This window comes from Corynebacterium pilbarense (genome assembly GCF_026930265.1).
Classification (GTDB): domain Bacteria; phylum Actinomycetota; class Actinomycetes; order Mycobacteriales; family Mycobacteriaceae; genus Corynebacterium; species Corynebacterium pilbarense.
On sequence record NZ_JANRML010000013.1, the window covers coordinates 1 to 24,573 of the forward strand.

General features: G+C 65.0%; 25 protein-coding genes and 1 pseudogene. 8 read left to right on the forward strand and 18 right to left on the reverse strand.

What is annotated here, in order from left to right:
- Positions 1–368: 368 nt before the first annotated feature.
- The 3 genes from NUW87_RS09210 to NUW87_RS09220 are packed head-to-tail and all read right to left on the reverse strand — an operon-like array spanning position 369 to position 2,496.
- Complete coding sequence (locus NUW87_RS09210; protein ID WP_269028195.1) at positions 369–1,367, reverse strand: hypothetical protein; 999 nt, start codon at positions 1,365–1,367, stop codon at positions 369–371.
- Positions 1,367–2,125 carry an ATP-binding cassette domain-containing protein gene (locus NUW87_RS09215; RefSeq protein ID WP_269028196.1) on the reverse strand — a complete coding sequence of 253 codons (759 nt, stop codon included), beginning with the start codon at positions 2,123–2,125 and terminating at the stop codon, positions 1,367–1,369. Before NUW87_RS09215 ends, NUW87_RS09210 begins: the two co-directional genes overlap by 1 nt.
- A complete protein-coding gene (locus tag NUW87_RS09220; RefSeq protein ID WP_269028197.1) occupies positions 2,122–2,496 on the reverse strand; it encodes a GntR family transcriptional regulator in 375 nt (124 codons plus the stop codon). Before NUW87_RS09220 ends, NUW87_RS09215 begins: the two co-directional genes overlap by 4 nt.
- A gap of 183 nt (positions 2,497–2,679) precedes the next feature.
- Between NUW87_RS09220 and NUW87_RS09225 the strand changes: the two genes are divergently transcribed.
- Positions 2,680–4,077 carry an NYN domain-containing protein gene (locus tag NUW87_RS09225; RefSeq protein ID WP_269028198.1) on the forward strand — a complete coding sequence of 466 codons (1,398 nt, stop codon included), beginning with the start codon at positions 2,680–2,682 and terminating at the stop codon, positions 4,075–4,077.
- Positions 4,078–4,183: 106 nt separating this feature from the next.
- Here the strand turns inward: NUW87_RS09225 and NUW87_RS09230 are convergent, their stop codons facing one another.
- A complete protein-coding gene (locus tag NUW87_RS09230; protein ID WP_269028200.1) occupies positions 4,184–5,125 on the reverse strand; it encodes a PspA/IM30 family protein in 942 nt (313 codons plus the stop codon).
- A gap of 91 nt (positions 5,126–5,216) precedes the next feature.
- On the reverse strand, positions 5,217–5,585 hold the full coding sequence (gene trxA, locus NUW87_RS09235; protein ID WP_269028201.1) for a thioredoxin: 369 nt from the start codon (positions 5,583–5,585) through the stop codon (positions 5,217–5,219).
- A 121-nt stretch (positions 5,586–5,706) separates the two neighbouring features.
- Here trxA and NUW87_RS09240 point away from each other — a divergent pair, with 121 nt between their 5' ends.
- The 3 genes and pseudogenes from NUW87_RS09240 (at position 5,707) to NUW87_RS09250 (ending at position 8,408) form a co-directional block, all read left to right on the forward strand.
- Positions 5,707–5,907: a heavy-metal-associated domain-containing protein gene (locus NUW87_RS09240; protein WP_034996509.1), complete on the forward strand. Its 201-nt coding sequence runs from the start codon at positions 5,707–5,709 to the stop codon at positions 5,905–5,907.
- Between the two features lie 12 nt (positions 5,908–5,919).
- A complete protein-coding gene (locus NUW87_RS09245) occupies positions 5,920–6,120 on the forward strand; it encodes a heavy-metal-associated domain-containing protein (RefSeq protein ID WP_194561127.1) in 201 nt (66 codons plus the stop codon).
- Between the two features lie 21 nt (positions 6,121–6,141).
- Positions 6,142–8,408: pseudogene (locus NUW87_RS09250) on the forward strand (heavy metal translocating P-type ATPase).
- Here the strand turns inward: NUW87_RS09250 and NUW87_RS09255 are convergent.
- A complete protein-coding gene (locus NUW87_RS09255; RefSeq protein WP_269028202.1) occupies positions 8,377–9,351 on the reverse strand; it encodes an ABC transporter permease in 975 nt (324 codons plus the stop codon). The pseudogene NUW87_RS09250 and the gene NUW87_RS09255 sit on opposite strands and share 32 nt — an antisense overlap.
- Positions 9,352–9,428: 77 nt before the next feature.
- Here NUW87_RS09255 and NUW87_RS09260 point away from each other — a divergent pair, with 77 nt between their 5' ends.
- Entirely contained in the window at positions 9,429–10,025 is a 597-nt protein-coding gene (locus tag NUW87_RS09260; protein WP_269028204.1) for a TetR/AcrR family transcriptional regulator, read from the forward strand.
- Positions 10,026–10,064: 39 nt separating this feature from the next.
- On the forward strand, positions 10,065–11,378 hold the full coding sequence (locus tag NUW87_RS09265) for an MFS transporter (protein WP_269028205.1): 1,314 nt from the start codon (positions 10,065–10,067) through the stop codon (positions 11,376–11,378).
- A gap of 18 nt (positions 11,379–11,396) precedes the next feature.
- Here NUW87_RS09265 and NUW87_RS09270 read toward each other — a convergent pair whose 3' ends face one another.
- Both NUW87_RS09270 and dnaB read right to left on the reverse strand, forming a co-directional pair.
- Positions 11,397–11,585, reverse strand: a complete 189-nt coding sequence (locus NUW87_RS09270; RefSeq protein WP_034996521.1) for a hypothetical protein — start codon at positions 11,583–11,585, stop codon at positions 11,397–11,399.
- A gap of 106 nt (positions 11,586–11,691) precedes the next feature.
- Positions 11,692–13,209: a replicative DNA helicase gene (dnaB, locus tag NUW87_RS09275; protein ID WP_269028207.1), complete on the reverse strand. Its 1,518-nt coding sequence runs from the start codon at positions 13,207–13,209 to the stop codon at positions 11,692–11,694.
- 383 nt (positions 13,210–13,592) lie between these two features.
- Here dnaB and NUW87_RS09280 point away from each other — a divergent pair, with 383 nt between their 5' ends.
- Positions 13,593–14,015, forward strand: coding sequence for a hypothetical protein (locus NUW87_RS09280; protein WP_239220048.1), 423 nt, complete (start codon positions 13,593–13,595; stop codon positions 14,013–14,015).
- Here the strand turns inward: NUW87_RS09280 and NUW87_RS09285 are convergent.
- On the reverse strand, positions 13,986–16,046 hold the full coding sequence (locus NUW87_RS09285) for a RecQ family ATP-dependent DNA helicase (RefSeq protein WP_269028209.1): 2,061 nt from the start codon (positions 16,044–16,046) through the stop codon (positions 13,986–13,988). The two genes, NUW87_RS09280 and NUW87_RS09285, sit on opposite strands and share 30 nt — an antisense overlap.
- Before the next feature lie 71 nt (positions 16,047–16,117).
- Between NUW87_RS09285 and NUW87_RS09290 the strand changes: the two genes are divergently transcribed.
- Complete coding sequence (locus NUW87_RS09290; protein ID WP_239220050.1) at positions 16,118–16,324, forward strand: CopG family transcriptional regulator; 207 nt, start codon at positions 16,118–16,120, stop codon at positions 16,322–16,324.
- A gap of 150 nt (positions 16,325–16,474) precedes the next feature.
- On the opposite strand, the gene NUW87_RS09295 is transcribed toward NUW87_RS09290, so the two are convergent.
- The 9 genes from NUW87_RS09295 to NUW87_RS09335 form a co-directional block, all read right to left on the reverse strand.
- On the reverse strand, positions 16,475–17,152 hold the full coding sequence (locus tag NUW87_RS09295; protein ID WP_269028210.1) for an AAA family ATPase: 678 nt from the start codon (positions 17,150–17,152) through the stop codon (positions 16,475–16,477).
- On the reverse strand, positions 17,149–17,835 hold the full coding sequence (locus tag NUW87_RS09300; RefSeq protein ID WP_239220056.1) for an AAA family ATPase: 687 nt from the start codon (positions 17,833–17,835) through the stop codon (positions 17,149–17,151). Before NUW87_RS09300 ends, NUW87_RS09295 begins: the two co-directional genes overlap by 4 nt.
- A 2-nt stretch (positions 17,836–17,837) precedes the next feature.
- The gene (locus NUW87_RS09305) at positions 17,838–18,599 is read right to left on the reverse strand and encodes a chymotrypsin family serine protease (protein WP_239220058.1); all 762 of its coding nucleotides are present in this window, start codon (positions 18,597–18,599) and stop codon (positions 17,838–17,840) included.
- A 132-nt stretch (positions 18,600–18,731) separates the two neighbouring features.
- Positions 18,732–19,184, reverse strand: a complete 453-nt coding sequence (gene rplI / locus NUW87_RS09310) for a 50S ribosomal protein L9 (protein WP_034996538.1) — start codon at positions 19,182–19,184, stop codon at positions 18,732–18,734.
- A 48-nt stretch (positions 19,185–19,232) separates the two neighbouring features.
- The gene (locus tag NUW87_RS09315; protein WP_269028212.1) at positions 19,233–19,862 is read right to left on the reverse strand and encodes a single-stranded DNA-binding protein; all 630 of its coding nucleotides are present in this window, start codon (positions 19,860–19,862) and stop codon (positions 19,233–19,235) included.
- Positions 19,863–19,913: 51 nt separating this feature from the next.
- On the reverse strand, positions 19,914–20,210 hold the full coding sequence (gene rpsF / locus NUW87_RS09320; protein ID WP_239220062.1) for a 30S ribosomal protein S6: 297 nt from the start codon (positions 20,208–20,210) through the stop codon (positions 19,914–19,916).
- A gap of 284 nt (positions 20,211–20,494) precedes the next feature.
- Positions 20,495–20,683, reverse strand: coding sequence for a hypothetical protein (locus tag NUW87_RS09325; RefSeq protein ID WP_269028213.1), 189 nt, complete (start codon positions 20,681–20,683; stop codon positions 20,495–20,497).
- Between the two features lie 3 nt (positions 20,684–20,686).
- Positions 20,687–22,237: a glycosyltransferase family 87 protein gene (locus NUW87_RS09330; protein WP_269028214.1), complete on the reverse strand. Its 1,551-nt coding sequence runs from the start codon at positions 22,235–22,237 to the stop codon at positions 20,687–20,689.
- Positions 22,238–24,502 carry a transglycosylase domain-containing protein gene (locus NUW87_RS09335; protein ID WP_377734757.1) on the reverse strand — a complete coding sequence of 755 codons (2,265 nt, stop codon included), beginning with the start codon at positions 24,500–24,502 and terminating at the stop codon, positions 22,238–22,240.
- Between the last annotated feature and the right edge of the window lie 71 nt (positions 24,503–24,573).

Genomic DNA, 24,573 nt, shown 5'->3' on the forward strand with positions numbered 1-24,573 from the left:
CCACGCACACCATGAACCAAAAGATGACGCGATCCATCATTGGAATTCAACCACGCCACCACCGGCACACACCCAAACAGAGCGCACACCACACAGTGCACAAAAAGGGCAGGCAAACACACCCACGCAACAAAAGTACATTGGCACACTATCGAGTTCTCAAACAACACCAGCACACCCAACACCAACCCACACACAGTGAGCCAGCATCAAAGTGACTTTGGAATCCACCAGCGATTGTTTTCCTGCCCGCCACACAAACCAGAGAACCTCATCTGCTCTCCAGCGGGGCGTTGTCGGTCTCGCTGACTCGATATAAGTTACACACACCCCACACACAACACAAACCCGCAGCGCACATGCGGTTTTTAAGTGTTCTTAAGTGCTTGCTTTGGGTTCATATAGCCACCCAAATACGCCGCCTGTATCGCTACACCGACCAGCAACAGCACTCCGGCGACGACAAGGAGGTAAACGGCTTCACCGTCCGTGAAGCTTTCCACTTCGGTCGCTCGCGACATAGGGATGGCCAAGAACATCGCCGGAAACAGCCCCGCTTCGCTGCGCCTGGCTTTCATGGCCGCTCCCAGCACAGCGCAGGCAAACGCTCCTGCCGCCCCGACCACCACCGCGGCCCAGCTCAAACTCGAGACAACGCCCACAACGACCGTATAGAGCACCATCGAGACAACTGATGCCGCGAGAGATACTCCAAGCCAGCGTCGTCGTGGCATCCCGTAGCTCGCGCCCACGTCCGGGCCAGCGATTCCCGAGCCGTGCATGCAATACATGCCGTACCAAACCAACAGCGGCAAAGCCCCAATCCACGCCCTGAGCGGCTCGGAACCAATGAAGCTCGCCAGGTACAGCGTCACGCAATGCGCCGCCGCGATACCCAAAGCCCACAGCAGCTGAGGTTTCCACACCAGCTCCAGAAGGAAGCCGCGCGAGCCTAAGCGCGACCGCACACGCTCACTCGCCTCAGGCACCTCGCCGGTGACGTAGCGCTGCCCCATGAGCAGGCCCATCGCGAGCGCCCCCAAGGCGCCTACAACTCCAATCCAATCGGGCCGCAGCAGCAACGCAACAACCACGCCAATCACCACCGCCGGCACCACTGCCATCGCGGCCAGTCGTAGCCGCCGATCCCGCGGCATACCGTAGGCCGCGTAGGCCGTCTCTTCCGTCGAGAGCGCACCGATCACAAAGAGGGTCACAAATGAAGGCGTCATCACCGCAGTAAGCGGGTGGTCCGTAATCGTCGCGCCGAGTGCGAACATCACGGCCAGCGGCACCATCCACAGCAGCCTGTACAGCGAGGACGCGGTGAACTGGTGACGGAAGAATCCGAGCAAGGTCGTGTTCATCAGTACACCTCCAGGTAGTGCTCGATGAGGTCGTCGAAGCGGGCGGGGCGGGCATGGCGCGGAGCGTCGTCGATAGGCAAAAGCTCCCCTCCCACAACCGCGAAGGCGTCGGCGACTTCGGGAGCACATTGCTTGACGACGGCCCCCTCACGCCCCAGAATCACCGCCGTATCCAGCACCTTCGCGGCGTCGTCGATGTGGTGGGTGGCCATGATGATGGTGCGGCCGGTGTCCGCCTGGTCCAGCAGGTGGCGGTAGAACACCTCGGTGTTGTGGGTGTCCAGGCCGACGTAGGGCTCGTCCAGGAGCAGGAGATCGGTGCCGGATGCAAGCCCGATAACGATGGCGATCATGGCGCGCTGCCCGCGGGAGAGCTTCCCGTAGCGGGTTTCCAATGCCTGATCCATGGCAAAGTCGGCGGTCAGTGCGTCGGCAAGCTGCTGGTCCCAGGTGCGGTAGCGCAACCGCGCACCCTTGATTACATCCGCGCCGGACCACGTGCCCGGGTAAGCGGTATCAACGCCGGTCAGGCAGGTGTTGTCCATGACAAAGGCGTTGTCGAAGGGGCGCACGCCGAACACCTCGACGGTGCCGGAGGTGGGTTTGAGCTGACCGGACAGGATACGCAGCAGCGTGGATTTTCCCACGCCGTTGCGGCCGAGCAGGCCGTGGATGCCGGGGCCGAGATCCAGGTCGACGCCGGTGAGCACGTCCTTGGAGCCGAAGCTGCGGGTCAGGTCGCGGGTGTGGATGGTCATTGGTACATGCCTCTGCTTTCTGCGACGCGGTCGATTAGGTCATGGAGGTCGGAGCGGGTGTAGCCCAGGTGCAGGGCTTCGTCGATGAGCGGGGCGATGTAGTCGCCGGCGAAATCCTCGCGGCGCTTCTCCAGGATTCGGTCGCGGGCCCCGTCGGTGACGAACATGCCGAGGCCGCGGCGCTTTTCCAGCACGTGATCGTCGACAAGCAATGCAAGCCCCTTGCGCGCGGTCGCGGGATTGATTTCGTGGAACTGGGCGAGCTGATTCGTCGATGGTGCTTGCTCGCCGGGTTTCAGGGTGCCGTCGACGATGAGGTCGGCGACGAAACTGGCGATCTGCACGAAGAGTGGCTCTGCATCAGTGTTCATGCCCTGCCCTCCGGTTGATTGGTTAGTTACTCGAGTAACTAACCAACTATCACGGCGATCTGTCGCGCGCAACAGCTTCGCAGGAAACCGTGACGATTACGACGTGGAATGACTGAGGTTTTTCAGGCAAGATGGTGCGTGTAACGCAACTTAGTAACGAATAAGAATCGGAATTTAGGAGCCATGCTTGAACGCACACTTGTGTTCGTCGACACGTCATACCTGCTCGCGAGCTTTTACAACTCGTGGGAAATCGGCGCCCGCGCACAGTTAGAAATTGACCTGCCGGAGGTTGTGGCAACCCTCGGCAAAATGATCACCAACCAACTCAACCAACCAATCCACCGCCAGTTCTGGTACGACGGCATCCCCGACTCCGGCCCGCACCGCTACCAGCGCGCCCTTCGCACCTGCGACGGCGTGCAACTGCGTACCGGTCAGCTGATCGAGTGGGGCGAACGCCGCACCCAAAAAGGCGTGGACACCCGCCTTGTCGCGGACCTTGTTGTCAACGGCGTGAGCGAGAACTTCACCGACTTTGTGCTGGTCTCCGGCGACGCGGACATGATCCCCGGGGTCGAGGAAGTGACCAGCCGTGGCGCGCGCATGCACCTCTACGGCTTTGGCTGGGACTCCATGTCTTCCGCACTGCGCCACGCCTGCGACAGCACCACCATCCTGGACCCGCGCGAAGACTTCGCCGACGCCATGCGCCTCCAGGTACTCGAGGGCCCGCTGCCGCCGAGCATCAGGGAGCGCCCGCTTAACGACGCTGCTCCGCTTGAAGAGGCCGTCGGCCCCACCGCGGTTCCAGGGCTGGGCCCAGACCCGCTCGGGTCGGACGCGGTTTCCGAGGCCGCGGGCACCTCAGGGGACGGCTCGGACGCAGCCGACGAGGACAGCCAAGACGGCGACCAGCCGGAGCAGGCCGCGCCGAAACCGGCGCCGAAGCCCGGTGGCGTGCCGAAGCCGTCCGACATCGTGGGCACCCCGGCGTCGCAGCAACGCACCCACCGCCCGGACGAACCAGAAGTGGATGAGCCGTCTGAGGCGCAGGTGGAAGCCAACAACGAGTCGAACAAACCCGGCAATCACAATGTCTCTAGCGAGTCGGCCGGATCGGCTCCGTCGGTCCCGTCGCCCTCGGACGCCGCCAGCGGCGCGAAGCCGTCGCCTGCGTCGCTCGCCGGCACCAACTCGGACAAGCCGGGGAGCGCGCCGAAGCCGGGCCCCAAGCCTGCGCCGAAGCCGTCGATGATGGCTCCGCGACGCAAGCTGCGCTCCCGCTACGTGCCGCTGCCCGAGGAAGTGTGGACCTCCGCCGGCTTCCAAACCCCCTACGACGTAGGGCAGCAGTACGCCAACTGGTGGTTTGAAAACGCCGCTTCCAGCGAACAGCGGGACAACGCCCACCTCCTCTCCGGCGGCGGGCTTCCCCCGGAGATCGACAGGCCGCTGCTGCAGTTCGCCTGCGAGACCCTGCACGAGTACACCCTGTCCGAGACCCAGCGCGTCAACCTTCGCGACGGGTTCCACTCCGGCATCCGCGGCGTACTTATCAACATCCGCCGGGAGAGCTAACGCGGTTCCGGCATTTCGCGGCGCCCCGGGGTTTCGGCCCCAGCTCAGCACAAACGGCCGCCGTAATCTGTCAGGCGGCCGTTTGTGATCTGCTAGTTGGAGGCGGTTAGTCCTCGTCGCGCATGTACTTCTCGGCGTCGGCGAGGATGTCGTCGGTGTTCGCGGAATCGTCGGTGTTGCCGGCGGTGACGCGGCGGGAGCTGCCGGACGGCTTCTGCTCGGCGGCTTCGCCCTGAGAGCTCTCGCCCTGCGAGTCCTCACCCGAGCCCGCCTCGAGCTGGCGGTCGGCGTCGCCAGCACCGGCATCCGTGCCGGAGCCGGCCTCAAGCTCGCCGGAGATGGACGCGCGGATCTGGTCCAGGCGGCTGGCGGCGGCAGCGTCGGTGGAGCCGGACTCGATCTCGGCCATGCGGTCGGTCATCGAGTCCTTCATCAGCTCCTGCTGGCCCAGCGCGTTGGCGTAGCGGCGTTCGATCTTGTCGCGCACGCCGTCGAGGGTGGGCACGTTGTCGTCGTTGAACTGGTTCATCGAGTCCATGGTCTTGGCCGTCTGCTCCTGCATGCGGGCCTGGTTGAGCTGAGACTCGAGCTGGCCCACCTGGGAGAGCTGCTCCTTCAGGTTCGCCTCGGACTGCTGTTGTTTCTGCTGGGCTTCCTTTGCGGCGTGGTCGGCAGAAGCGTAGGCCTGCTTAGTCTGCTCAAGCTCCTGCTCCACGGACACCAGCTGGGTGGCGATGACCTCGGCGGCGTTGTTGAACTGCTGGGACTTCTCGGCGTCGCCGGCTGCCTCCGCCTTCTGGGAGGCCTGCAAGGCAGTGCGCGCCTTGGTCTGCAGGTCCTCCTGGGACTTGATCAGACGCTCCATCTTCATCTGCAGCTGGTTGCGGTTGCCGATGATGTTGGCAGCGTGCTCGGAGATTGCCTTGTGCTGCTCTTTTGCCGCTGCGACGGCCTGCTGGATCTGCACCTTCGGGTCTGCGTTCTGGTCGATCTTGGTGTCGAACGACTGCATGAGGTACTTCCAGCCCTTGCTAAACGGGTTCGCCATTGGAGTGTCCTTCCGGTGGTGGGATTCGTCGTTAGGCAAGTGTACGCATGAAAAAAGCGCCCGTCTTGCGGGCGCTGAATAAAAAGGCCTACTACTCGGAGGCGTTCTGCTCGGCGATCTGGCGGCGGACATCGTCCATGTCGAGGTCCTTAACCTGCTGGACAAGGTCGTCGAACGCGGCCGGCGGCATGGCCCCTGCGTTCTGGTAAATCAGGATGCCGTCGCGGAACGCCATCAGCGTCGGGATCGCCTGGATTTCCAGGGCGGAAGCGAGCTGCTGGTTGGCCTCAGTGTCGAGCTTGGCGAAGGTGACGTCGGTGTGCTCCTCAGAGGCCTTCTCGTACGTCGGCGCGAACTGCTTGCACGGGCCGCACCAGTCCGCCCATGCGTCCACAAACACGATTCCGTCTTGGGCAACGGTCTCCTGGAAAGTGTCCTCGGTTACATCGATCGTGCTCAAAGTACACTCCTTAAAGCGTTTGGTTATTGTTGTAGAGATTGCAACGGGTACAACCCTAACAATGTCCGAGCTATTCCAAGCCGGGCTGGAACGAGTGGAAACCAGGAGGCGAGCAGCAGCCATGACGAAGACGTACCGGATCTCGGGTCCGAAGGACGACGTCGCGGTCGATTCGCTCAAAGATGAACTGTCGCTGGTGGACGGCACCCACGAGGTGGATGTGGACCTCGAGGCCGGGCACCTCACCGTTGTCGGCTTCACCTTCGCCGACGAAGATATTGTGCAGGCGGCGAAAAACGCCGGCTACGTAATCGAGATTTAAGGAGGACACACTATGGCCGGACGCGAGTTCAACGTTGAGGGCATGACCTGCGGGCACTGCGAAATGAGCGTGCAGGAGGAGATCTCCGAGGTCGCAGGCGTCACCGCGGTGAAGGCGGACCACACCACCGGAAAGGTCACGGTCGAGGGCGACGGCTACTCCACCGACGACATCGCGGCCGCGGTGAAAGAGGCCGGTTACACACTGGCCTAACTCGGGCCTAGGGTGGGGGTTATGACTGAAACCCCCACAGCATTGCAGCACGTCGAGCTGGGCGTTACGGGGATGACCTGCTCGTCGTGCTCTTCGCGCGTGCAGCGCAAACTGAACAAGCTTCACGGTGTGGACGCCTCGGTGAACTACTCCACCGAGACCGCCACGGTCGATTTCGATCCGGCGAAGGCGTCGTCGCAGTTGCTTATCGACGAAGTGCGCTCCGCCGGGTACGACGCGTTTGAAATGACTGATAGCGCGGTGGGGGGGGTGAGGCGGCGGCCGAGGGGACGTCGACAAGCGAGAAGCTCGAAGACGCGCGCCTGGCCGAAGCCGAGAACCTGAAACACACCACGATTTGGGCGGCGCTGGTGTCGCTGCCGGTGATGGTGGTGAGCATGGTGCCGGCGCTGCAGTTCACCAACTGGCAGTGGGCTGCGTTTGCGGCGGCGACGCTGGTGTTTTTCGCCGCCGGCAGTGTGTTTCACCGCGCGACCTGGGTGAACCTGAAGCACGGCGCGGCGACGATGGACACGCTGATCACGCTGGGCACTTCCGCGGCGTACCTGTGGTCCGTGTGGGCGCTGTTTTTCGGCAACGCGGGCGAGCCGGGGGTGGTCATGGAGATGTCGATCTTCCCCTCGCACGCTGGCATGGACGAGATCTACCTCGAGTCCGTGTGTGTGGTGATCACGTTCCTGCTGCTAGGCAGGTGGTTTGAGACGCGGGCGAAGGGGCAGTCCTCCGAGGCGCTGCGCGAGCTGTTGGACATGGGCGCCAAGGCCGCCGCGGTGATCCGGGGCGGCAAGGAAGTTCGCGTGCCAATTGCCCAGGTGGCGGTGGGCGACAGGTTCATCGTGCGGCCGGGCGAGAAGATCGCCACTGACGGGCGCGTGGTGTCCGGGCACTCGGCGGTGGACGAGTCGATGCTCACCGGCGAGTCCGTGCCCGTGGAAGTCTCGGAAGGCTCCGCGGTCACCGGCGCGACGCTGAACACCTCCGGGCGCCTGGTGGTGGAGGCAACCCGCGTCGGCGCCGAGACCACGCTCGCGCAGATGGGCAAGCTCGTGCGCGACGCGCAGGCCGGCAAGGCGCCGGTGGAGCGGCTGGTGGACAAGATCTCGCAGGTCTTCGTGCCCGTGGTGGTGCTGGTTGCGCTGGTGACGCTGGCCGGGCACCTGCTGGTGGGCCACAGTGTTGCCCACGCGTTCACGGCTGCGGTGGCGGTGCTGATCATCGCCTGCCCGTGCGCGCTCGGCCTTGCCACCCCGACCGCGATTCTGGTGGGCACCGGCCGCGGCGCCCAGCTGGGGCTGCTGATCAAGGGCCCTGAGGTACTCGAATCCACCCGCCAGGTGGACACGGTGGTCATGGATAAGACCGGCACGATCACCTCGGGCGAGATGGGGGTCGCGGACGTCGTCGCAGCGTCTGGCTTCGACACCGACGAAGTGCTGCGGCTCGCCGCCGGCGTGGAGGCCGGCTCCGAGCACCCGATCGCCCGCGCGATCGTGGAGGCCGCCAGCGATGTGCCGGCCTCGGAGAACTTCCAAAATGAGGTGGGCAAGGGAGCGTCCGCGCTTATCGACGGCCACCCGGTCCGCGTCGGCCGCCCCTCCGTGCCGCTCGGCAGGCTGGCCAGCGCCTTCGAGGACGCGGAGCGTGCCGGAGCGACCCCAGTGGCGGTCGAAGTGGACGGTGCCCTGGCAGGACTTGTTGCGGTACGCGACACCGTGAAGGAGGATTCCGCGGACGCCGTGACGCAGCTGCGCGACCTGGGGCTGACGCCTCACCTGCTCACCGGCGACAACGCCGGCGCGGCCGCGGCTGTCGCGGCTGAGGTGGGCATCGACCCGGCGAATGTCACCGCCGGGGTCCTTCCGGAGGACAAGGTGGAGGTGGTCAAGCGCCTGCAGGCCGAGGGCAAGCGCGTGGCCATGGTCGGCGACGGCGTCAACGATGCCGCGGCGCTGGCCCAGGCGGACCTTGGCTTGGCCATGGGCGCGGGCACGGACGTGGCCATCGAGGCCGCGGACATCGCGCTGATGCGCAACTCGCTGACCTCAGCGGCAGACGCGATCAGGTTGTCGCGCAAGACCCTGAAGACGATCAAGGGCAACCTGTTCTGGGCGTTCGCCTACAACGTCATCCTCATCCCGGTGGCGGCGCTGGGCTTCCTCAACCCGATGCTCGCCGGCATCGCGATGGCGTTCAGCTCGGTGCTCGTGGTGTCGAACTCGCTGCGGCTGCGGGCGTTTAGCTCTGTGGCTGCGTCTTCCGCGCAGTAACCCGGCCCAGCATCAGCAGGGCAAACCCCACCGCGATCCAGGCCGCGAGCACCCACCAGCTGGAACCGGCGCCGAGCCCGTCGAAGAAGGACAGCGAACGCACGAGGTGCCCCGTCGCGCCAATGGGCATCCACTGCCCCACTGCGGACCAGCCGGCGGGCAGCAACCACGGGCCCGTGGCCAAGCCGGAGAGGGGGTTGGCCAAGAAGATGGTCAGCACTGCACCCACTGCGACACCTGGGGTGCCAATCACCGCGGCGAGGCCTGCCGTCAACATCGAGGTGGCCAAAATACCGCACGCGATGCCGAGCCATTCGAGCACAAAGTTACCGGTCAGCGTGCCATAGCCGAAGTGGAGCATCCACGTCACCACGAGGGCGCCCACCGCCGCGATTCCGGTGAGGACGACGAGCTTCGACCACGTTTTCCCGCGGAACGCGAAGGTAGCGATGACTGCGGAGATAATGCCGCCGAATGCGAGCGGCAGTCCGAGGGCCGCCAGACCGGTGGCCTGCGGATCGTCCTGAGACGTGGGCGCGAGGTCCTCCCGGGCGACTTCCACACCCTGGGCCTCAAGGCGGCTTGCCATCCCCTCAATCATTTGGACGTACGGGGCGCCGTTGCCGGAGGCGGTGTAGGCAACCGCCCCCTCCGGGCCCATGACCAGGCCGCCGACCGCGTCACGGTGCTCAATCGCGTCGCGGACCTCATCGCCAGAGGCGTGGACGGTGACCTCCGGGCCGTCGTCGCCCAGCGCGGACTGCAATTGCTGGACGACGGGCTCTGGTGCCGCGACAGCAATCGGCACGCCGGCGGGCCCGGAGGCGAAGTTGGGGGCGAGGAACGCGAACAGCATGAGGCCGATGACGATCGGGATGCCGAAGATCGCGCCCAGCACGCGCGCAGCGGCTGGCTTTTGGCCGGGCGAGGTTGTGGTGCTCATCAGAAAACTCCTATACGGAACACGGTGTCTCACTTACAAACATGGAACATAGTGTTCCGTTTGCTAAGCTGTCAAGCATGAGACAGGACGTAGCCGACAATCGCAACGCCCTCATCGCCGCAGCCAGGCAGTTGTTCGTCAGCGAAGGAGCTGGCGTTTCCATGCGCGCCATCGCCAAGGCCGCTTCAGTCGGAGTGGCTACGGCGGCCCGGCACTTCCCCGAACGCATTGATTTGCTCGACGCTGTGAGCGCCCAGGCTGTCGACGAGATCACCGAGGTGGTCGAGCAGCACCTCGCGAACTCCGACCTCGACCGCCGCGGTACCTGGCGCGCGACCGTTCACGCCATCGCCGAGCTGGAGCTGGCGGCGCTTGCTCAGGCGATCTTCACCGACACGATGCAGCTGCCCGACGCATCGACGCAGCGGCAGCGCATCATGGAAAACCGCATCGCCGACATCAGGAAGGTGTACGAACAGCTGCTTGCGCCGGCGAAGCGCGCTGGCCTCTGCCCCGCCGACGTGGATCCGCTCGATTTCCACCTCGCACTCGGCATAGTCACCCGCCCACTCCCAGTTGATGCCCCCGACCTGCCCACCCGCACGCCGATGAGAAACCGCCTCATCGACGTCATGCTCGACGGCCTGGAAGCGCAGGCCAACGCGGCTGAATAATAACGCGCAAATACACAGGTCGGACCATACAATCCCCGCATGACCTCCCCTGCGCAGCTCACCCGCACTCAGCGCCTCGACCGTCTGCCGGTCACCCCGAAACACAAACGCCTTCTGGTCGGATCCGGCATCGGCTGGGCTCTGGACGCAATGGATATCGGCCTGGTGTCCTTCATCCTCGCCGCGCTGGCCGCGCAGTGGAATTTGAGCAACACCACCACCGGCTGGATCGCCTCAATCGGGTTCGTCGGCATGGCGGTTGGCGCGAGCTTGGGCGGGCTGCTCGCCGACAAGATTGGCCGCCGCCAAGTCTTCGCGGCAACACTTCTGCTCTACGGACTGGCCACGGGCGCGTCGGCGCTGGCGTGGTCGGTGGCGTCGCTGATGGTGTTCCGCTTCCTGGTGGGCCTCGGGCTCGGCGCGGAGCTGCCGGTGGCGTCCACGCTGGTCAGCGAGTTTTCCCCGCGCAAGGTGCGCGGCCGCATGGTCGTGCTGCTGGAGGCGTTCTGGGCGGTGGGCTGGATCATGGCCGCCGTCATCGGCACCTTCGTAGTGGCGCAAAGCGACAACGGCTGGCGTTGGGGCTTCGCGCTCGGCGCAGCGCCGGCGCTGTACGCGATCTATGTGCGCATGGGGCTGCCGGAATCCGTGCGCTTCCTCGAGTCGGTGGGCAGGCACGACGAGGCCGAGCGGATCGTCCGCGACTTCGAGGCCGAGGCTGACCCCGCACACTACGACACCGCCGAGCCGCCCCAGGAGCACCCCGTCGATGGCGGCATCTGGGGCCCGGCGCTACGCGGGCGCACCGCCGCGTTTTGGACGATCTGGTTCTGCGTGTCCCTGTCCTACTACGGCGCGTTCATTTGGATCCCGTCACTGCTGGTGGAGCAGGGTTTCTCGCTGGTGCGCTCGTTCACCTTCACGCTGATCATCACCCTGGCGCAGTTGCCCGGCTACGCCGCGGCCGCCTGGCTCATCGAGCGGTGGGGGCGCCGCGTCACGCTCGCGAGCTTCCTCGCGGGGTCGGCGCTTGCGGCGTTCGCATACGGCATGGCCAGCAGCGAGTGGCAGATCATCGCCGCGGGCTGCCTGCTCAGCTTCTTCAACCTCGGGGCGTGGGGCGCCCTGTATGCGATCGGCCCAGAGCTTTACCCCACCGCTATCCGCGCGACCGGCACGGGCGCGGGCGCGGCGTTCGGACGCATCGGCTCAATTCTCGCCCCGCTAGTGGTTCCGCCTGTGCTCGCTATCGGCGGCGCGACGGCAGTGTTCGGGGTGTTCGCCGCCGCTTTCGCGCTGGCCTGCGCGGCGGCGTTTACGCTGCCGGAGCAGCGTGGGGTGGCGATTGGCTAGGGAAAGCGGAGCTCGTCGCTAAGCAAAGAAGCGCGAAATGCGGGACAGCAGCGACTTGTCCTCCGTCGCCTTGTCGATCTCCTCGATGTTTCGCGGCAGGTTGAGCAGGAGGGTGTTCTCCCCCGTCTTGGCGACGGTAATGCTCGGGTCGAGCTTGGCCACCGTGCTCGCGCAGGCGGCGGGGCCGTTGATGGAACGCACGGTCATGGCTTTCTCCTTTGCTATTTCGGCGTTGTGCTGTTGAATCATAAACGCGTTTTCGCAGCGTGTCACCGTTGGAAAGCCATGCCTAACTGTTCATAGGGCAGGTTTACTAGCCGTGGGCCATGTTGACGAAGCGCGAGTAGTGCAGCTGGTGCGCCACCGGAATGGTGTCGATCGGGCCGCCGCGGTGCTTCGCCACGATGATGTCCGCCTCGCCCGCACGCTCGTCGTCGCGGTCCTGCGAGTCCGGACGGTAGAGGAGGAACACCATGTCGGCGTCCTGCTCCAGCGAGCCTGACTCACGCAGGTCGGCGAGCTGAGGGCGCTTGTCGGTGCGGGCCTCCGGGCCACGGTTGAGCTGGGAGATGGCAATCACCGGCACCTCTAGCTCCTTGGCCAGCAGCTTGAGGTGGCGGGAGAACTCCGAGACCTCCTGCTGGCGGGACTCGACCTTCTTGCCGGAGCTCATCAGCTGCAGGTAGTCCACCACCACCAGGTCTAGGCCGTGCTGCTGCTTCAGGCGGCGCGCCTTGGAGCGGATCTCCATCATGGTGAGGTTCGGCGAGTCGTCGATAAACAGCGGCGCGTCCTGGATCTCGGTGAGGCGGTGGGTGAGCTTCTCCCAGTCGCGCTCCTCCATCTGGCCCGAGCGCATCGCCGAGAGCTTGATTTCCGTCTCCGCGGACAGCATGCGCATGATGATCTCGGAGGCGCTCATCTCCAGCGAGAAGATCACGGACGTCTTGTTCTGGTGGATCGAGCACGAGCGCATGAAGTCCAGCGCGAGCGTGGACTTACCCACACCGGGTCGCGCCGCGATGATGATCATCTGGCCGGCGTGCAGGCCGTTGGTGAGCTTGTCCAGGTCGATGAACCCGGTGGGCACGCCCGCCTCGAGCGCGCCACCCGAGGCGATCATGGTCAGCTCGTCGATCGTCGGCTTGAGCAGGTCCGACAGCGGGCGGTAATCCTCGCCCGACTGGTTGCGAGTGATGTTGAAGACTTTCTGCTGGGCGTGGTCGACGATGGCGTCGACCTCCATGCCCTCTTCGCCTTCGTAGCCGAGCTGCACCACCTGCGTGCCGGCGTTGACCAGCTGGCGCAGGATCGACTTTTCCTCCACGATCTCCGCGTAGTAACGCGCGTTCGCCGCCGTGGGCACCTCAGAGATCAGCGTGTGCAGGTACGGCGCGCCGCCGACGCGCTCGAGCTCATTGATGCGGTCCAGCCGGCCGGCAACGATGAGCACGTCGATATTGCTGCCTTGCGCGAACAAGTCCAGGATGGCCTGGTAGATCAGCTGGTGCGCCGGGAAATAGAAGTCGTCTGGGCGCAGGCTCTCCGCCACATCCAAGATGACGTCCGGGTTAAGCAGCATCGCGCCGATAACGGAGCGCTCCGCCAGCTCGTCGTGCGGCGGGGTGCGGTACTCCTGCAGCTCGTTGTTGCCACGGTTGAAGTTGGAGTAGCGGTTGCTTTTCGACGAACTGCCGCCCCGCCCGCCGCGCCCCTTCGAGCTACCACTGTTGCCCTGGAACGCCTCAAAGTCGGAGTCGTTGAAGTCCCCGAAATCCGTGGCTGGCTCTGGCGGCGGCACGTAGTCATCGAAGCTGTCGTCTGCACCCATGGTCTCCCCTTTCGCTGTGTGTATGAGATTACCCCGTAACGCAAACCGCGAACCGAGTTATCCACAGGGGCTGTGGACAATTGGGGAATGTGCGGGTGAGTTTTCCACAGGGGTGGGGTTCGCGGTGTGGAATTTGTGTGGATTCATCTTCTTGAACCGCTGGAAAAGAGCATATTCGACCAGGTAGACAAGTATATTTTCACACCGTCAGATAGTGACGATATAGGTGGATAACTCCGTTGACCACGGCGTTTGACAACCACGAAATGTCCACTCGAGTGGACAATGTAGCCCCTAGCCAGGGTGTATAACACACCACTTATCCACATTGCTTTACGTCTTCCGTCAGCACGCCTCCAGAGCACCTCGCTACGCTCTTCACCATGTCTCCTCGAAGCATTCTCTGGGCGTATCTCGCTTCCGTGGTAGCCGTGCCGGGCGCGTTTGTCGCGGGGATCGGACTCGCCGGTGACAGGCTCACCCACGCCACAACATGTCTCATCGGGATCGGCGTTGTCGTTCTGACAAGCGTGGGCTCTGTCGGCTGGGCGGCCGCATACACCCGCGCAACCCGCGCGCAGCGCGGTACCACCGTGGCCGTCTGGATCGCCACTGCCTGCCTATTTGTGGGCCTGGGTTCCACCGGCCTCGCCTTTTGGGAGGAGTATCAGGCGGGCATGTCGCTGCCGATCATCAACCTGTTCTTGTTGCTCATCCCTCTCGGCCTACTCATCCTGCTCGGCTCGGCCGTTGCGCAGACAGCGGCGGCGAGGCCGTCACGCGCGCGAGGCGAACGCCAGCGGTAGCACCTCCACACCGAATCGCTCGGCGATATCGGCGGCGGCAACGGTGGCCAACCAGCCGGAATCCACCTCGCCGGCAAGCAGCAACACCGGGCCCTCGCCCACGTCGAGCCCCGAGTAGTCGAAGTACCGGTCCAGCGCATTGACGCGGAAGGCGGAGTTGCGCGCTTGAACCTCGGTCTCCCCGGCGCGCACTGCCCCGCCGTAGGACATCTGTCCGACGCGGGCGAGCGCTTCCGCGGTGGAGGCGACCATCTCCGTCCTCGCCGGTTCCGCCGACCCGAGCGCGACCACCGTCGCAGGGCGTGTTTCCCAGTCCCAGTCCGCCAGCACCGCCACGAAGCGGGTGAGCCACTGGTCGTCGCGCCAGTTTGCGGCGGGACGGTAGGCGTTGTCGCGCAGAAGCTGGGCCAGGGCGGGGCCGCGGGCGACGTCGTTGAGCCGGCCAAGCGCTTTACCCGCTTGAACACCTTTGATTTTGCCGCGTCGAGCGGAGCCCGTCGGCCACATCTTGCGCTGGCTGAGCGGCACACCGGGGGCTTTCAGGCGGGCGTCTATGCGCTCGGCGAGCGCCGGGTCCACATCCGTGGGCAGGTGGTTGCCGGTGCAGTTGTCGCAGCGCCCGCAGCGCTCCCCTTGACCGATCGTCGGATCGTCCAGCTCGCTGCGCAAAAACACCATGCGGCAGGCGTCCGTGGTCTCGTAGGCCAGCATGAGGTTCTGTTCGCGCCCGCGGGCGTCCGCCAGGCCGTCGTAGCGCTTGTGGTCGTAGGCCCAGGGCTCGCCAGTGGCAACCCAGCCGCCTTTGACGCGGCGCACCGCACCGTCGACGTCGAGCACCTTCAGCGCCTGATCAATGCGCGAGCGCGACAAATCCACGGCGTTTTCCAGCTTCGGGGTGGACACCGGCTCGTCACCGATCGCCCCCAGCAGCTGCTTAACCACTGGCTCCTCCGGCATGGACACGGACGCGAAGTACTCCCACACGCGCTGGTCTTCCGGGCCGGGCAACAGCACCACCTCGGCGTGGTCGGTGGCCCGCCCCGCGCGGCCGATCTGCTGGTAGTAGCTCACCGGCGAGCTCGGCGCGCCCAGGTGCACCACGAAACCGAGGTCCGGCTTGTCAAAACCCATGCCAAGCGCCGAGGTCGCCACCAGGGCTTTCAGCTCGTTGTTAATCAGCACCTGCTCGAGGCGCTCGCGTTCCTCCGCCTCGGTACGGCCGGTGTAGGCGGCCACGTTCCAACCAGCGGTCTCCAGCGCCTCCGCCAGGTCGTGTGCGGCGGCCACGGTGAGGCAGTAAATGATGCCGGAGCCCTCCACCTGCGCTAAGTACTGCGCGATCCAGGCGGCGCGCTGGGTGGGGTCTGCCAGCTGCACGACGTTGAGCGACAACGACTCGCGGTCCAGCCCGCCGCGGAGCACACCGGTGCCGTCCCCGAGCTGGGCGACAACGTCGGCCACCACGCGGTCGTTCGCCGTCGCGGTGGTGGCCAGGACGGGGGTGTTGGCCGGGAGGTCGTCGATAAGCAAAGAAATGCGCCGGTAGTCCGGCCTGAAATCGTGCCCCCAGTCGGAGATGCAGTGGGCCTCGTCAACGACCAGCATGCCGACGGACTGCGCGAGCTGAGGCAGCACCTCATCGCGGAAACCCGGCGCGTTGAGGCGCTCTGGGCTGATCAGGAGCAGGTCAAGCTTGTCGACGTCCGCCTGGATCTCCTCCCACTGCGTCATGTTCGCGGAGTTGATCGTGGCCGCCCGGATGCCGGCGCGTGCGGCCGCTTCGACCTGGTTGCGCATGAGCGCGAGCAGGGGCGAGACGATGATGGACGGGCCTTCGCCCGCCTCGCGCAACAGCTTCGCGGCGATGAAGTACACCGCTGATTTCCCCCAGCCCGTGCGTTGCACCACAAGCATGCGTTTGCGCTGGTTGACAAGGGAATTGATGGCCGTCCACTGGTCGTCGCGCAGCGCGGCGTGGGGCCCCGCGATGCCCTTGAGAAGTTCGTCCGCTTGTTCGCGTGTCGCAGTCATGGCGCACACCATATACGACGACTCCGACACGGGTGTTCGAACAATGGTACCGAAACAGTACTATTGTAACCATGGCGCTGAATTTGAGACTGACAGATGACGACGACAGGAAGCTCTCCGACCTGGCCAAAAGCTCGGGAACATCCAAGCAACAGACCTTGCTTCGCTTGGTTCACCAGGAATGGGAGAAGGAAGAAGCTCGTAGGCACGCCCATGCTGAACTGGATCGCATTTTCCAGAGCCGATCGAGACTCATGGACCGGTTGAAGGACGCATGACGGATCCTCGCTCACTCTTCCGGGTCGAAATCATCGCTGAATGGATCGAACTCCGGGGATTCCATATCAAAGATATGGGCCTTTTGGCATCGGCAATTGCACCCACCCTGAAGTATCCGATATCGCTGCCCGCTTACTGGAGCTAGCCAGCTAACCCAGCTCGTCTTCCGCCCAGTCCGCCATGTATTCGGCGATGCCCTCCGGATCTGCCAGGAAGTCGCGCATCGCCCGAAACGCGAGGGTGTCTTCCACCGCGAGTCCGCGATCCATGCCATGCTCACCGACTTCCACGATCTCCGCACCCGGTACACCTAGCACGATCGGCGAGTGCGTCACCGCAATCACCTGCGCACCCGCCTCCCCTAGTGCGTGCAACTGCGCCACCAGTGCCATCTGCGCCACTGGGGACAGCCCTGATTCGGGCTCGTCCAGCAGGTACAGCGCGTCCGGGATAAGCCGCGACGTCAGCTCCATCACGGACTCTCCGTGCGAGCGTCCGCCGAACTCCGTCACGCGCGTGTGCGTCTCGCCGCGCAAGAAGTACCCAGCCTTCGCGCGCGGCCCGGTCCGCAGCTTAAGCGCGCCAAACATCGGGTCGCGGGGGCCAGACTTACCGACGCCCCACGTTCCGCCTTCCACCGCAAACCCCCACGCCCGCGCAATCCCCTCAAGCAGGGTGGACTTTCCTACCCCGTTTCCGCCGGTGAGCAGCGTGATCGGGCGGGTAAACGGGAGGCCGAACTCCGCGACGAAACCTACTGCCGGCGCGTCGAGCGCCCATGCCGGGGCCGCCGCCGGGTCAACCGAGACGTGTTCGATGAACATCATGGCTCCACCAAAAACCGTGCTGTGCCGGCTGGGTCGCGGACGAACTCCTGGGTGGCGGTGACGGGCTCGCAGTCGCGGAAAAACACAGGCTCCAGCGTGGGGACGGACACGAGGCGGGCGTCGGGGACGGCGAGCAGCACAGGCGAGTGCGTGGCCATGAGCACCTGCGCGCCCCGGCGGGTCAACACCGCCAGCAGGCCGAGCAGCTCGAGCTGCGAAAACACCGACAATCCGTCTTCGGGCTCGTCCAGAATGACCAGCGAGCCCGGGCTGAAGCGTTCGCGGGCCATGCGCATGATGCCCTGTCCGTGGCTGCGTCGGGTGAGGTCTTGCAAGGAGTCCTCCGGGCCGAGACTCTCGTGATACTCGGCCAGGTCGAGGTAGGTCTCGCCGCGAAGGAAAAACACGTCGCGCGGGTTCTCGCGGCGGGTCAGCGTGAGCGAGGCGTGCAACTGGGAGTGGTCCGCGGCCTCGAAGCGGGCGTGGCGCGACCCGCCCGCGGCGTTGGCACCGGCGGCCACCGCAATGGCCTCTACAAGCGTGGACTTTCCGGAACCGTTGTCTCCGGTGAGGATCGTGGTCTGCGCGAGTTCAAGCGGCCTATCGGCCAACCGACGCACCACCGGCAGATCACGGGCATAGCCGCCCACCGGCGCGTCGATGCGGATCGCGGTAAGAAACACAACTACCTCAAGCCGGCCGGCAGCGGCAGAAGACCGTCTACCGCGAGCAGAACACCGAACGCCGTGCCGGAGACCACGCCGATGATGTTGGCGCTGCCATCTGGGTTCACGGTATAGACCGGCCCGCCGGAATCGCCGTGCAGCGCCAGGATCAGTACCGCCAGCTCACCGGTGTCCGGGTTCACCTTCAGCACCGGACCGCAGGTGCGCGAGGTGCGCGCGCCGTCCTTGCACACAATCTGGCCCGGCTTCACCGCAGTCACCGGGTGGTAGCCCGCCACGCGGCGGGTGGGGTTGATCCGCTGAACAGCATCCGACAGCGGGTTTACCGCGCCGATGACCGGGATATCCACCGCCCCGCCACGGGCAGCCGCAGCGTTGGTGACGCCGCCGTCCAGCGGGAACCAGGCGACGTCGCGAAGCGGGCTTCCCAGCGTGTTATCGCCGCGCATCTCATAACCCGAATCGCGCAGGTCGCCTGAGATCTTCGTGCGGTTATCCGCCGCGTACACCCCCACCGGCACCGCACCACCGATCGGCGCTAAACAGTGGCCCGCCGTCACGCCATAAGCTCGCCCGTCGCGGTGCGCCACCGTGTTGAGGGAACAGCCGTAGCGGGAACCGTCGCTATAGGCGACGCGGATGCTATCGCCGGCGAACACCGCCACCGCTTGCGCCGGGGCTGCAAGCCCAACCGCGGTAGCCGCCGCGAGCAGGAGGGACACGGCCAAAGTGCGCGCACGGCGCGCCACGGAAAACGTCATGGGCGGTATTGTATCGGCACACAAAAAGGCGCGGGCCCCACTCCTCACAAGTGGGACCCGCGCCTCAAATGCTGTTGTCGTTGGACTGCGTTATCCGTTCTCAGGCGGAGCAGTCGTCGATAAGCGAATGCTTTATGCGCTTACGACCTCGAAGTTCACCTTGCCCTCCACGGAATCGTGGAGATTGACCTTGACCTGGTAGCCACCGGTCTTGGTAACAAGGCCCTTCGGCACGTTGATGCGGCGCTTATCCAAGTTCGGGCCGCCAGCAGCCTTCACGGCCTCAGCAATGTCAGCCGGCTTCACAGAGCCGAACAGCTTGCCGTTGTTAGCGGTGCGCACAGCAACCTTGACGCCCTTGAGCTGGTCGAGCTGGTCACGCAGCTCCTTCGCGTGATCCAGGTCGCGGACCTCGCGCTCAGCCTGGGCACGCTTAATGTCTTCAATCTGCTTCTCTGCGCCGCGGGTAGCCGGGATAGCCAGGCCGCGCGGGAGCAGGAAGTTGCGTCCGTAACCGTCCTTGACCTCGACGACCTCTCCAGGCTCGCCAAGCTTCTCGACGGCAGCGGTGAGGATCAGCTTCATAATCCTAACCTTCCTTATGGTGAAAAATGCTTGATGTGTGGTTGTCGTTTAGAACGGTGGCTCATCGCCCGCGCCGCCGGAAAAACCGCCGGCCTCAGGGGCGGAACCCCACGGATCATTCTGAGGCTGGGACTGGTTCGGGTTGCCCTGGCCCTGGCTCTGGCCGCCGAAGCCGCCGTTTGCCGGGTTGTAGCCACCCTGGCCCTGGTTCTGGCCCTGGCCGCCCTGGTTGAAACCGCCCTGGTTTCCACCGAAACCGCCGCGCTGGCCTCCCTGGTTGCCGCCGCCGTAGCCGCCCGCACCGCCCTCACGCGGGTTGCGGGTGACAGACGCGCTGGCGTACTTCAGGGACGGGCCGACCTCGTCGACCTCGATCTCGAACACGGTGCGGTTCTCGCCCTCTTTGGTCTGGTAGGAGCGCTGACGCAGCTTGCCGGTGACAACAACGCGCATGCCCTTCGTCAGGGACTCTGCGACGTTTTCCGCCATCTGGCGCCAGCAGTTGCAGGTCAGGAACAGGGCTTCGCCGTCTTCCCACTGGTTCGTCTCCCGGTTGAAAGTGCGGGGCGTTGACGCGATGCGGAAATTCGCAACTGCGGCGCCGCTCGGGATGAAGCGCAGCTCCGGGTCCGCAACCAAGTTGCCGACAACGGTAATGGGGGTGTCGCCTTGAGCCATATCCTAAACCTTCCTACCTGCTGATCGTGTGGTTTCTGAGCCTACCGGTTCTTACTTATCGGTACGCAGAACCTTGGTACGAACAACGTTTTCGTTCAGGTTCAGCACGCGGTCGAGCTCCTTGACCGTGTCAGCCTCGCACTCGAGGGTGATAACGGCGTAGATGCCCTCTTCCTTCTTGTTGATCGGGTAAGCAAGACGCTTCTTGCCCCACACATCAACGTTCTCCACCTTGCCGTTGTCCTTGCGGACGGTCTCCAGGAACTTATCCAGGGACGGGGCAACGGTGCGCTCATCCTGCTGCGGATCGAGGATGATCATTACTTCGTAGTGACGCACGGACCTCATCACCTCCTATGGTCTTGGTTGTTTCGGCCATCACCCTTGTGGTCATGGCAGGAGGGTCGTTGCGTCAAGCAACCCGAACAGACTACCCCACGGTTTGACCAGCTCAAAACCCCGGGTTTCCGGTGCGCTCGCGCGGACAGTGCGCGGACTCCGCATTGCGGACAATCCCGCCACCACCAACTATTGGTGCGGACCCACGTTGTGCAAAAGTCGGCGGCGCCAAAATCCGACCTGGGGATTTGTGGGCCTGGACAGCCAGAGATGCCGAGTTCTACAACATCCGCCTAGTGCGGGTTGGGGACCGCCGAGAAGAGGGCGAGGGAGACGGGGATGACGGTCATGAAGAGGAAGGCGATCAGGCCAAAGCTTATCGACGTTCGCTTCCGCCCCTTCACCGCAAAGTAGAACGAGGCACTGAACAGGAAAAACGCCACCACGATGGAGGCGATCCCCAGGATTGTGGTGACGTTCATCGGCTAGGCCTTCACTGCCGTGGAGCCAGCGGACTCGGCCGGCTCGGCGTCGGCAGGGTCGGCTGCGGCGGGGGCCGGAGGGGCGTCGATAGGCAAGGGCTCCTTCCACTGGTACGGCAGGGACATGAGGGGGTCGTGGCCGTTGTGGGCGTCGCGGACCTTGTCGCGGCGCTTGCCCAGGATCTGCTGCACCACCAGCACCATGATGGCGATGATGAAGGCGTCGCGGGAGATGATCACGATGTTGAGGAACCAGCCCGGCACGCCCAGGTTGTCCGCGCCCATCATGTGCCACATCAGCACCGGCCACACGGCCATGTCCACGACCATCCAGGTCAAAAGGAGGCGCCAGTACGGCAGCGCCAGCACGGCTGGGACGACGAACCACAGGGAGTACTGCGGGCTCCACACCTTGTTGAAGATCAGGAACAGGCCGACGATCAGCGCGACCAGCTCCGCGATGCGCGGGGTCTGCGGCGCCTTCAGGCCCAGGATGAGCACACCCAGGCAGCCCAGCAGGAACAGGATCAGGGTCACGGCGTTGAGGATCACCGGGGCGCCCTCGCCGGAGTCGAAACCGGTCCAGCCGGTCATGCGCGAGAACACCGCGTAGATGGTGGTCCACTCCCAGCCGCGGTCCGTGTTGAGGCGGTTGAACTCGCTCCAGGCGTCCGGGTTGCGCAGGTAAACCGGCACGTTGACCACGAGCCAGGACACCACCATGGCGGCGAGCATCTTGCCGAATGGGGCGAGGTCGCGCTTGCGCAGCGCCACCGTCAGGTACGCACCGAGCAGGAAGATCGGCCACAGCTTGAACGCGGTGCCCAGGCCGATGAGCATGCCGGCGAGCCAGAACTTCCGGTTGCGCGCCGCCAGCATCGCGGCCACAGCGAAGAAGATCGACGGGATGTCCCAGTTGGTGAAGGCGTGGACGATCAGTAGCGGCGAACCTGCGACGAGCAGGGTGTCCCAGATGCGGTTGCCCGCGAGCTCGGCGACCATGCGGATGGTGATCACCCAGATGATGGACATCAACAGCGCGGTGACGTAGAAGTACCAGCCGGAGTCCGGCACGAAGTTGTCCACCAGGAAGTAGGTGCTGCGCGACAGCCAGGCGGACAGCTGCTGGAACAGGCCGGCGAGCACCGGGTACTCCATGTAGCGGGTCAGACCGTCTTCCACCCACGAGTAGTCGTAGACGAAGCCGCCCTTGTCCAGGCCACGGGCGCCGTAGAGCGGGATGATGTCGTTGTAGCAGGCGGCGGTGTACTGGCGGTTGCCGTCCCAGTTGAGCTGGATGATGCCGTTGTCGTCGGCTTTGCCGCCGGCGCAGTGCGACTTCTGCAGCAGGCCGAAGGACAAAAAGACGTAGGCGACGGCGAGGATGGAGCGCAGCGGCGTCCAGAAGCGGGCGCGGCCGATCTGGGCGAAGCGGCCCATCGGCCCGCCGAGGAAGTCCACCCAGCCGCGAGCGAGCGGCTCAGTGCGGCCCGGCTGGACGCGGTCCGCCGGGTCCGGCCAGGTGATCTGCTGGGTTTGCGTCGACTCGGACATTTACTGGAACGCCCCCTGGAATTGGTCGAGGACGTCGTTGATTGTGTCGTTGAGGTTCGGCGCCGGGGCCGGTGCGGGTGCCGGTGCGGGCGCGGGGGCCGGTGCCGGTGCGGGTGCCTGCTCGGGGGCCGGGGCGGGCTCGGGCCCAGGTGCCTCAGGCGAGGCCGGGTCCGCCGGGGACTCGGAGCTCGCCGCGGACGGCGCCTGACCGGTGCCGCCGGTGTAGCTCGGCGCCGGGTTGGAGTAGTAGCCGCCCAGGCCGACACCGCCGGAGTACGGGTTCACGCCCCAGTAGACGGGGTTGGCGTTGGGGAAGCTCATGAACTCCTGGCCCTCCAACTCGGTGTCCAGGAACTGCTTCCAGATTTGGGACGGGGTGTTGGAGCCGTACATGATGCCGCCCCACTCGTTAAAGATTGGCGAGGTGTTGTCGGCGGTGCCCACCCACACGGCCACGGCGAGCTGCGGGGTGGAGCCGACCATCCAGGCGTCCTTGTTGTTGCCGGTGTCGCCCATTTGGGCGGTGCCGGTCTTGGACGCGGACTGGCGGCCGCCTGCGAGGACGGCGTTGGAGTAGCCGGCCACACCCTGCATGGCCTGCAGTGTGTTGTCGGCGACCTGCTCGGCCACGCGGCGCTCGGTGTAGTCCTTGTCCACCTGGTAGAGGACCTCGCCGGTGGCGTCCTCAATCTTTTCCACGAAGTGGGTCGGGTGCATCAGGCCGCGGTTGGTCAGGGTTGCCATGGCGGTGGCCATGTCCAGCACGCGCGACTGGTACTGGCCCAGCACGATGCCCTCGTACGGCTGGCCGCCGTTTTCGCGCAAGGTCAGCGGGATGCCGGGGATGGACTTGGCCACGCCCAGGGCGTGCGCCATGTCGGCGGTGTCCTGCGTGGTGTTGTCCAGTTCGTCTTGAATGCGCATGTAGGCGGTGTTGGAGGATACGCGGGTGGCCTCAGTCATGGACAGCATTCCGCCTCCGCCGCCGTCCCAGTTGGTCACGACGTGGTTGCCCGGCAGGGTCACCGGGGAAGAATCGAACATGGACGTCAGCGGGATGCCCTGCTGCAGGGCGGCCGCGAGCGCGAAGATTTTGAACGTCGAACCCGTTTGCAGGCCCGCGTTGGCGTAATCCCAGCCAGACGCGTCGTCGCCGCCGTAGTACGCGCGCACTGCGCCTGTCGACGGATCCACGGCCACCGCACCAGTGCGCGCATCCTCTTGCAGGTTGGCCAGGCGGTCGCGAGCGATGCGCTCCATGTTGGCCTGGGAACCGGCGTCGATAGTCGTGGTGATCTGCAGACCGCGGTTGGTCAGATCGCTCTCGGTGATGCCGAGGGCCTCAAGCTCCTTGATCACCTGGTTCTTGATCAGGCCGTTCGGGCCGGTGGCTTCGGTGTATGCGGAGTAGGAGGCCGGGTCGCGGGTCTCCGGGTACACCATCCCGGCACGCTGCTCCGGGGTGACCTTGCCCATCTCGACGAGGCCGTCCATGACGTAGTTCCAACGCTGTTCAGCGGCCTGGCGGTTCGTCCACGGGTCAAGCTCGCTAGGCAGCTGGATCGAGGCGGCCAGCACGCCGCCCTCCTCGACGGTGAGCTGGGACGCCGGCTTGTCGAAGAAGGCGTGCGCTGCGGCCTCAACGCCGTAAGCGTTGCGGCCGAAGTACACGGTGTTCAGGTAGGCGCGGAGGATGTCCTCCTTGGACCACTGGTTGGTCATCTTCACCGAATAGACCAGCTCGTTAGCTTTGCGCTCGTAGGAGTGCTCGTTGCCCACCAGCGCGTTCTTCACGTACTGCTGGGTGATGGTGGAGCCGCCGCCTGCCGACGTGTTGCCGGTGATCTGGCCTAGTGCCGCGCGAGCGAAACCAGTGGGCGAGAAGCCGGAGTTCGTCCAGAAGTCGCGGTCTTCCGCGGCCAAGACGGCGTCCTGGACTTCCACCGGCACGGACTCGAGGGCGACCTGCTCGCGGTTGCCCTCCGGCGGCACGAGGCGGGCGAGTTCGTTTTCGCCGTCGTTGAAGTAGATCGAGGAGATCTGCGCCGTCTCAATCTCACCGGGGCCCGGGATTTCAGCCTTGGAGTACTTCCACATGAACCAGCCGACCGGGATCAACGCGAGGAGGAGAAGGAACAGCAAGAAAGCAAGCACCCACTGCCACGCGCGGGACTTCTTCTTTTTCTTCACTGCTGTAGTGCCGCCGGACGCCTTCGCCTTGGCTGCACTCTTGTCAGCGCTCTTGTCAACGCTCTTTTCAGTCACACGCTTTTCCTGCACAATTGCACCCGCCGCGCCCGCGGGGAGGGCAAACGGGCGAGCTACCTACCAAATTC

Coding starts and splice junctions, on each gene's coding strand:
- NUW87_RS09325 (WP_269028213.1), bottom strand. CDS start 20,683: ATGAACGTCACCACAATCCTGGGGATCGCCTCCATCGTGGTGGCGTTT.
- NUW87_RS09255 (WP_269028202.1), bottom strand. CDS start 9,351: ATGAGCACCACAACCTCGCCCGGCCAAAAGCCAGCCGCTGCGCGCGTG.
- NUW87_RS09305 (WP_239220058.1), bottom strand. CDS start 18,599: ATGACGTTTTCCGTGGCGCGCCGTGCGCGCACTTTGGCCGTGTCCCTC.
- NUW87_RS09270 (WP_034996521.1), bottom strand. CDS start 11,585: ATGACCGTGCGTTCCATCAACGGCCCCGCCGCCTGCGCGAGCACGGTG.
- rpsF (WP_239220062.1), bottom strand. CDS start 20,210: ATGAGGTCCGTGCGTCACTACGAAGTAATGATCATCCTCGATCCGCAG.
- NUW87_RS09315 (WP_269028212.1), bottom strand. CDS start 19,862: ATGGCTCAAGGCGACACCCCCATTACCGTTGTCGGCAACTTGGTTGCG.
- NUW87_RS09240 (WP_034996509.1), top strand. CDS start 5,707: ATGACGAAGACGTACCGGATCTCGGGTCCGAAGGACGACGTCGCGGTC.
- NUW87_RS09280 (WP_239220048.1), top strand. CDS start 13,593: ATGTCTCCTCGAAGCATTCTCTGGGCGTATCTCGCTTCCGTGGTAGCC.
- NUW87_RS09290 (WP_239220050.1), top strand. CDS start 16,118: ATGGCGCTGAATTTGAGACTGACAGATGACGACGACAGGAAGCTCTCC.
- NUW87_RS09215 (WP_269028196.1), bottom strand. CDS start 2,125: ATGACCATCCACACCCGCGACCTGACCCGCAGCTTCGGCTCCAAGGAC.
- NUW87_RS09285 (WP_269028209.1), bottom strand. CDS start 16,046: ATGACTGCGACACGCGAACAAGCGGACGAACTTCTCAAGGGCATCGCG.
- NUW87_RS09260 (WP_269028204.1), top strand. CDS start 9,429: ATGAGACAGGACGTAGCCGACAATCGCAACGCCCTCATCGCCGCAGCC.
- NUW87_RS09295 (WP_269028210.1), bottom strand. CDS start 17,152: ATGATGTTCATCGAACACGTCTCGGTTGACCCGGCGGCGGCCCCGGCA.
- NUW87_RS09210 (WP_269028195.1), bottom strand. CDS start 1,367: ATGAACACGACCTTGCTCGGATTCTTCCGTCACCAGTTCACCGCGTCC.
- NUW87_RS09245 (WP_194561127.1), top strand. CDS start 5,920: ATGGCCGGACGCGAGTTCAACGTTGAGGGCATGACCTGCGGGCACTGC.
- rplI (WP_034996538.1), bottom strand. CDS start 19,184: ATGAAGCTGATCCTCACCGCTGCCGTCGAGAAGCTTGGCGAGCCTGGA.
- NUW87_RS09220 (WP_269028197.1), bottom strand. CDS start 2,496: ATGAACACTGATGCAGAGCCACTCTTCGTGCAGATCGCCAGTTTCGTC.
- NUW87_RS09230 (WP_269028200.1), bottom strand. CDS start 5,125: ATGGCGAACCCGTTTAGCAAGGGCTGGAAGTACCTCATGCAGTCGTTC.
- NUW87_RS09330 (WP_269028214.1), bottom strand. CDS start 22,237: ATGTCCGAGTCGACGCAAACCCAGCAGATCACCTGGCCGGACCCGGCG.
- NUW87_RS09225 (WP_269028198.1), top strand. CDS start 2,680: ATGCTTGAACGCACACTTGTGTTCGTCGACACGTCATACCTGCTCGCG.
- dnaB (WP_269028207.1), bottom strand. CDS start 13,209: ATGGGTGCAGACGACAGCTTCGATGACTACGTGCCGCCGCCAGAGCCA.
- NUW87_RS09265 (WP_269028205.1), top strand. CDS start 10,065: ATGACCTCCCCTGCGCAGCTCACCCGCACTCAGCGCCTCGACCGTCTG.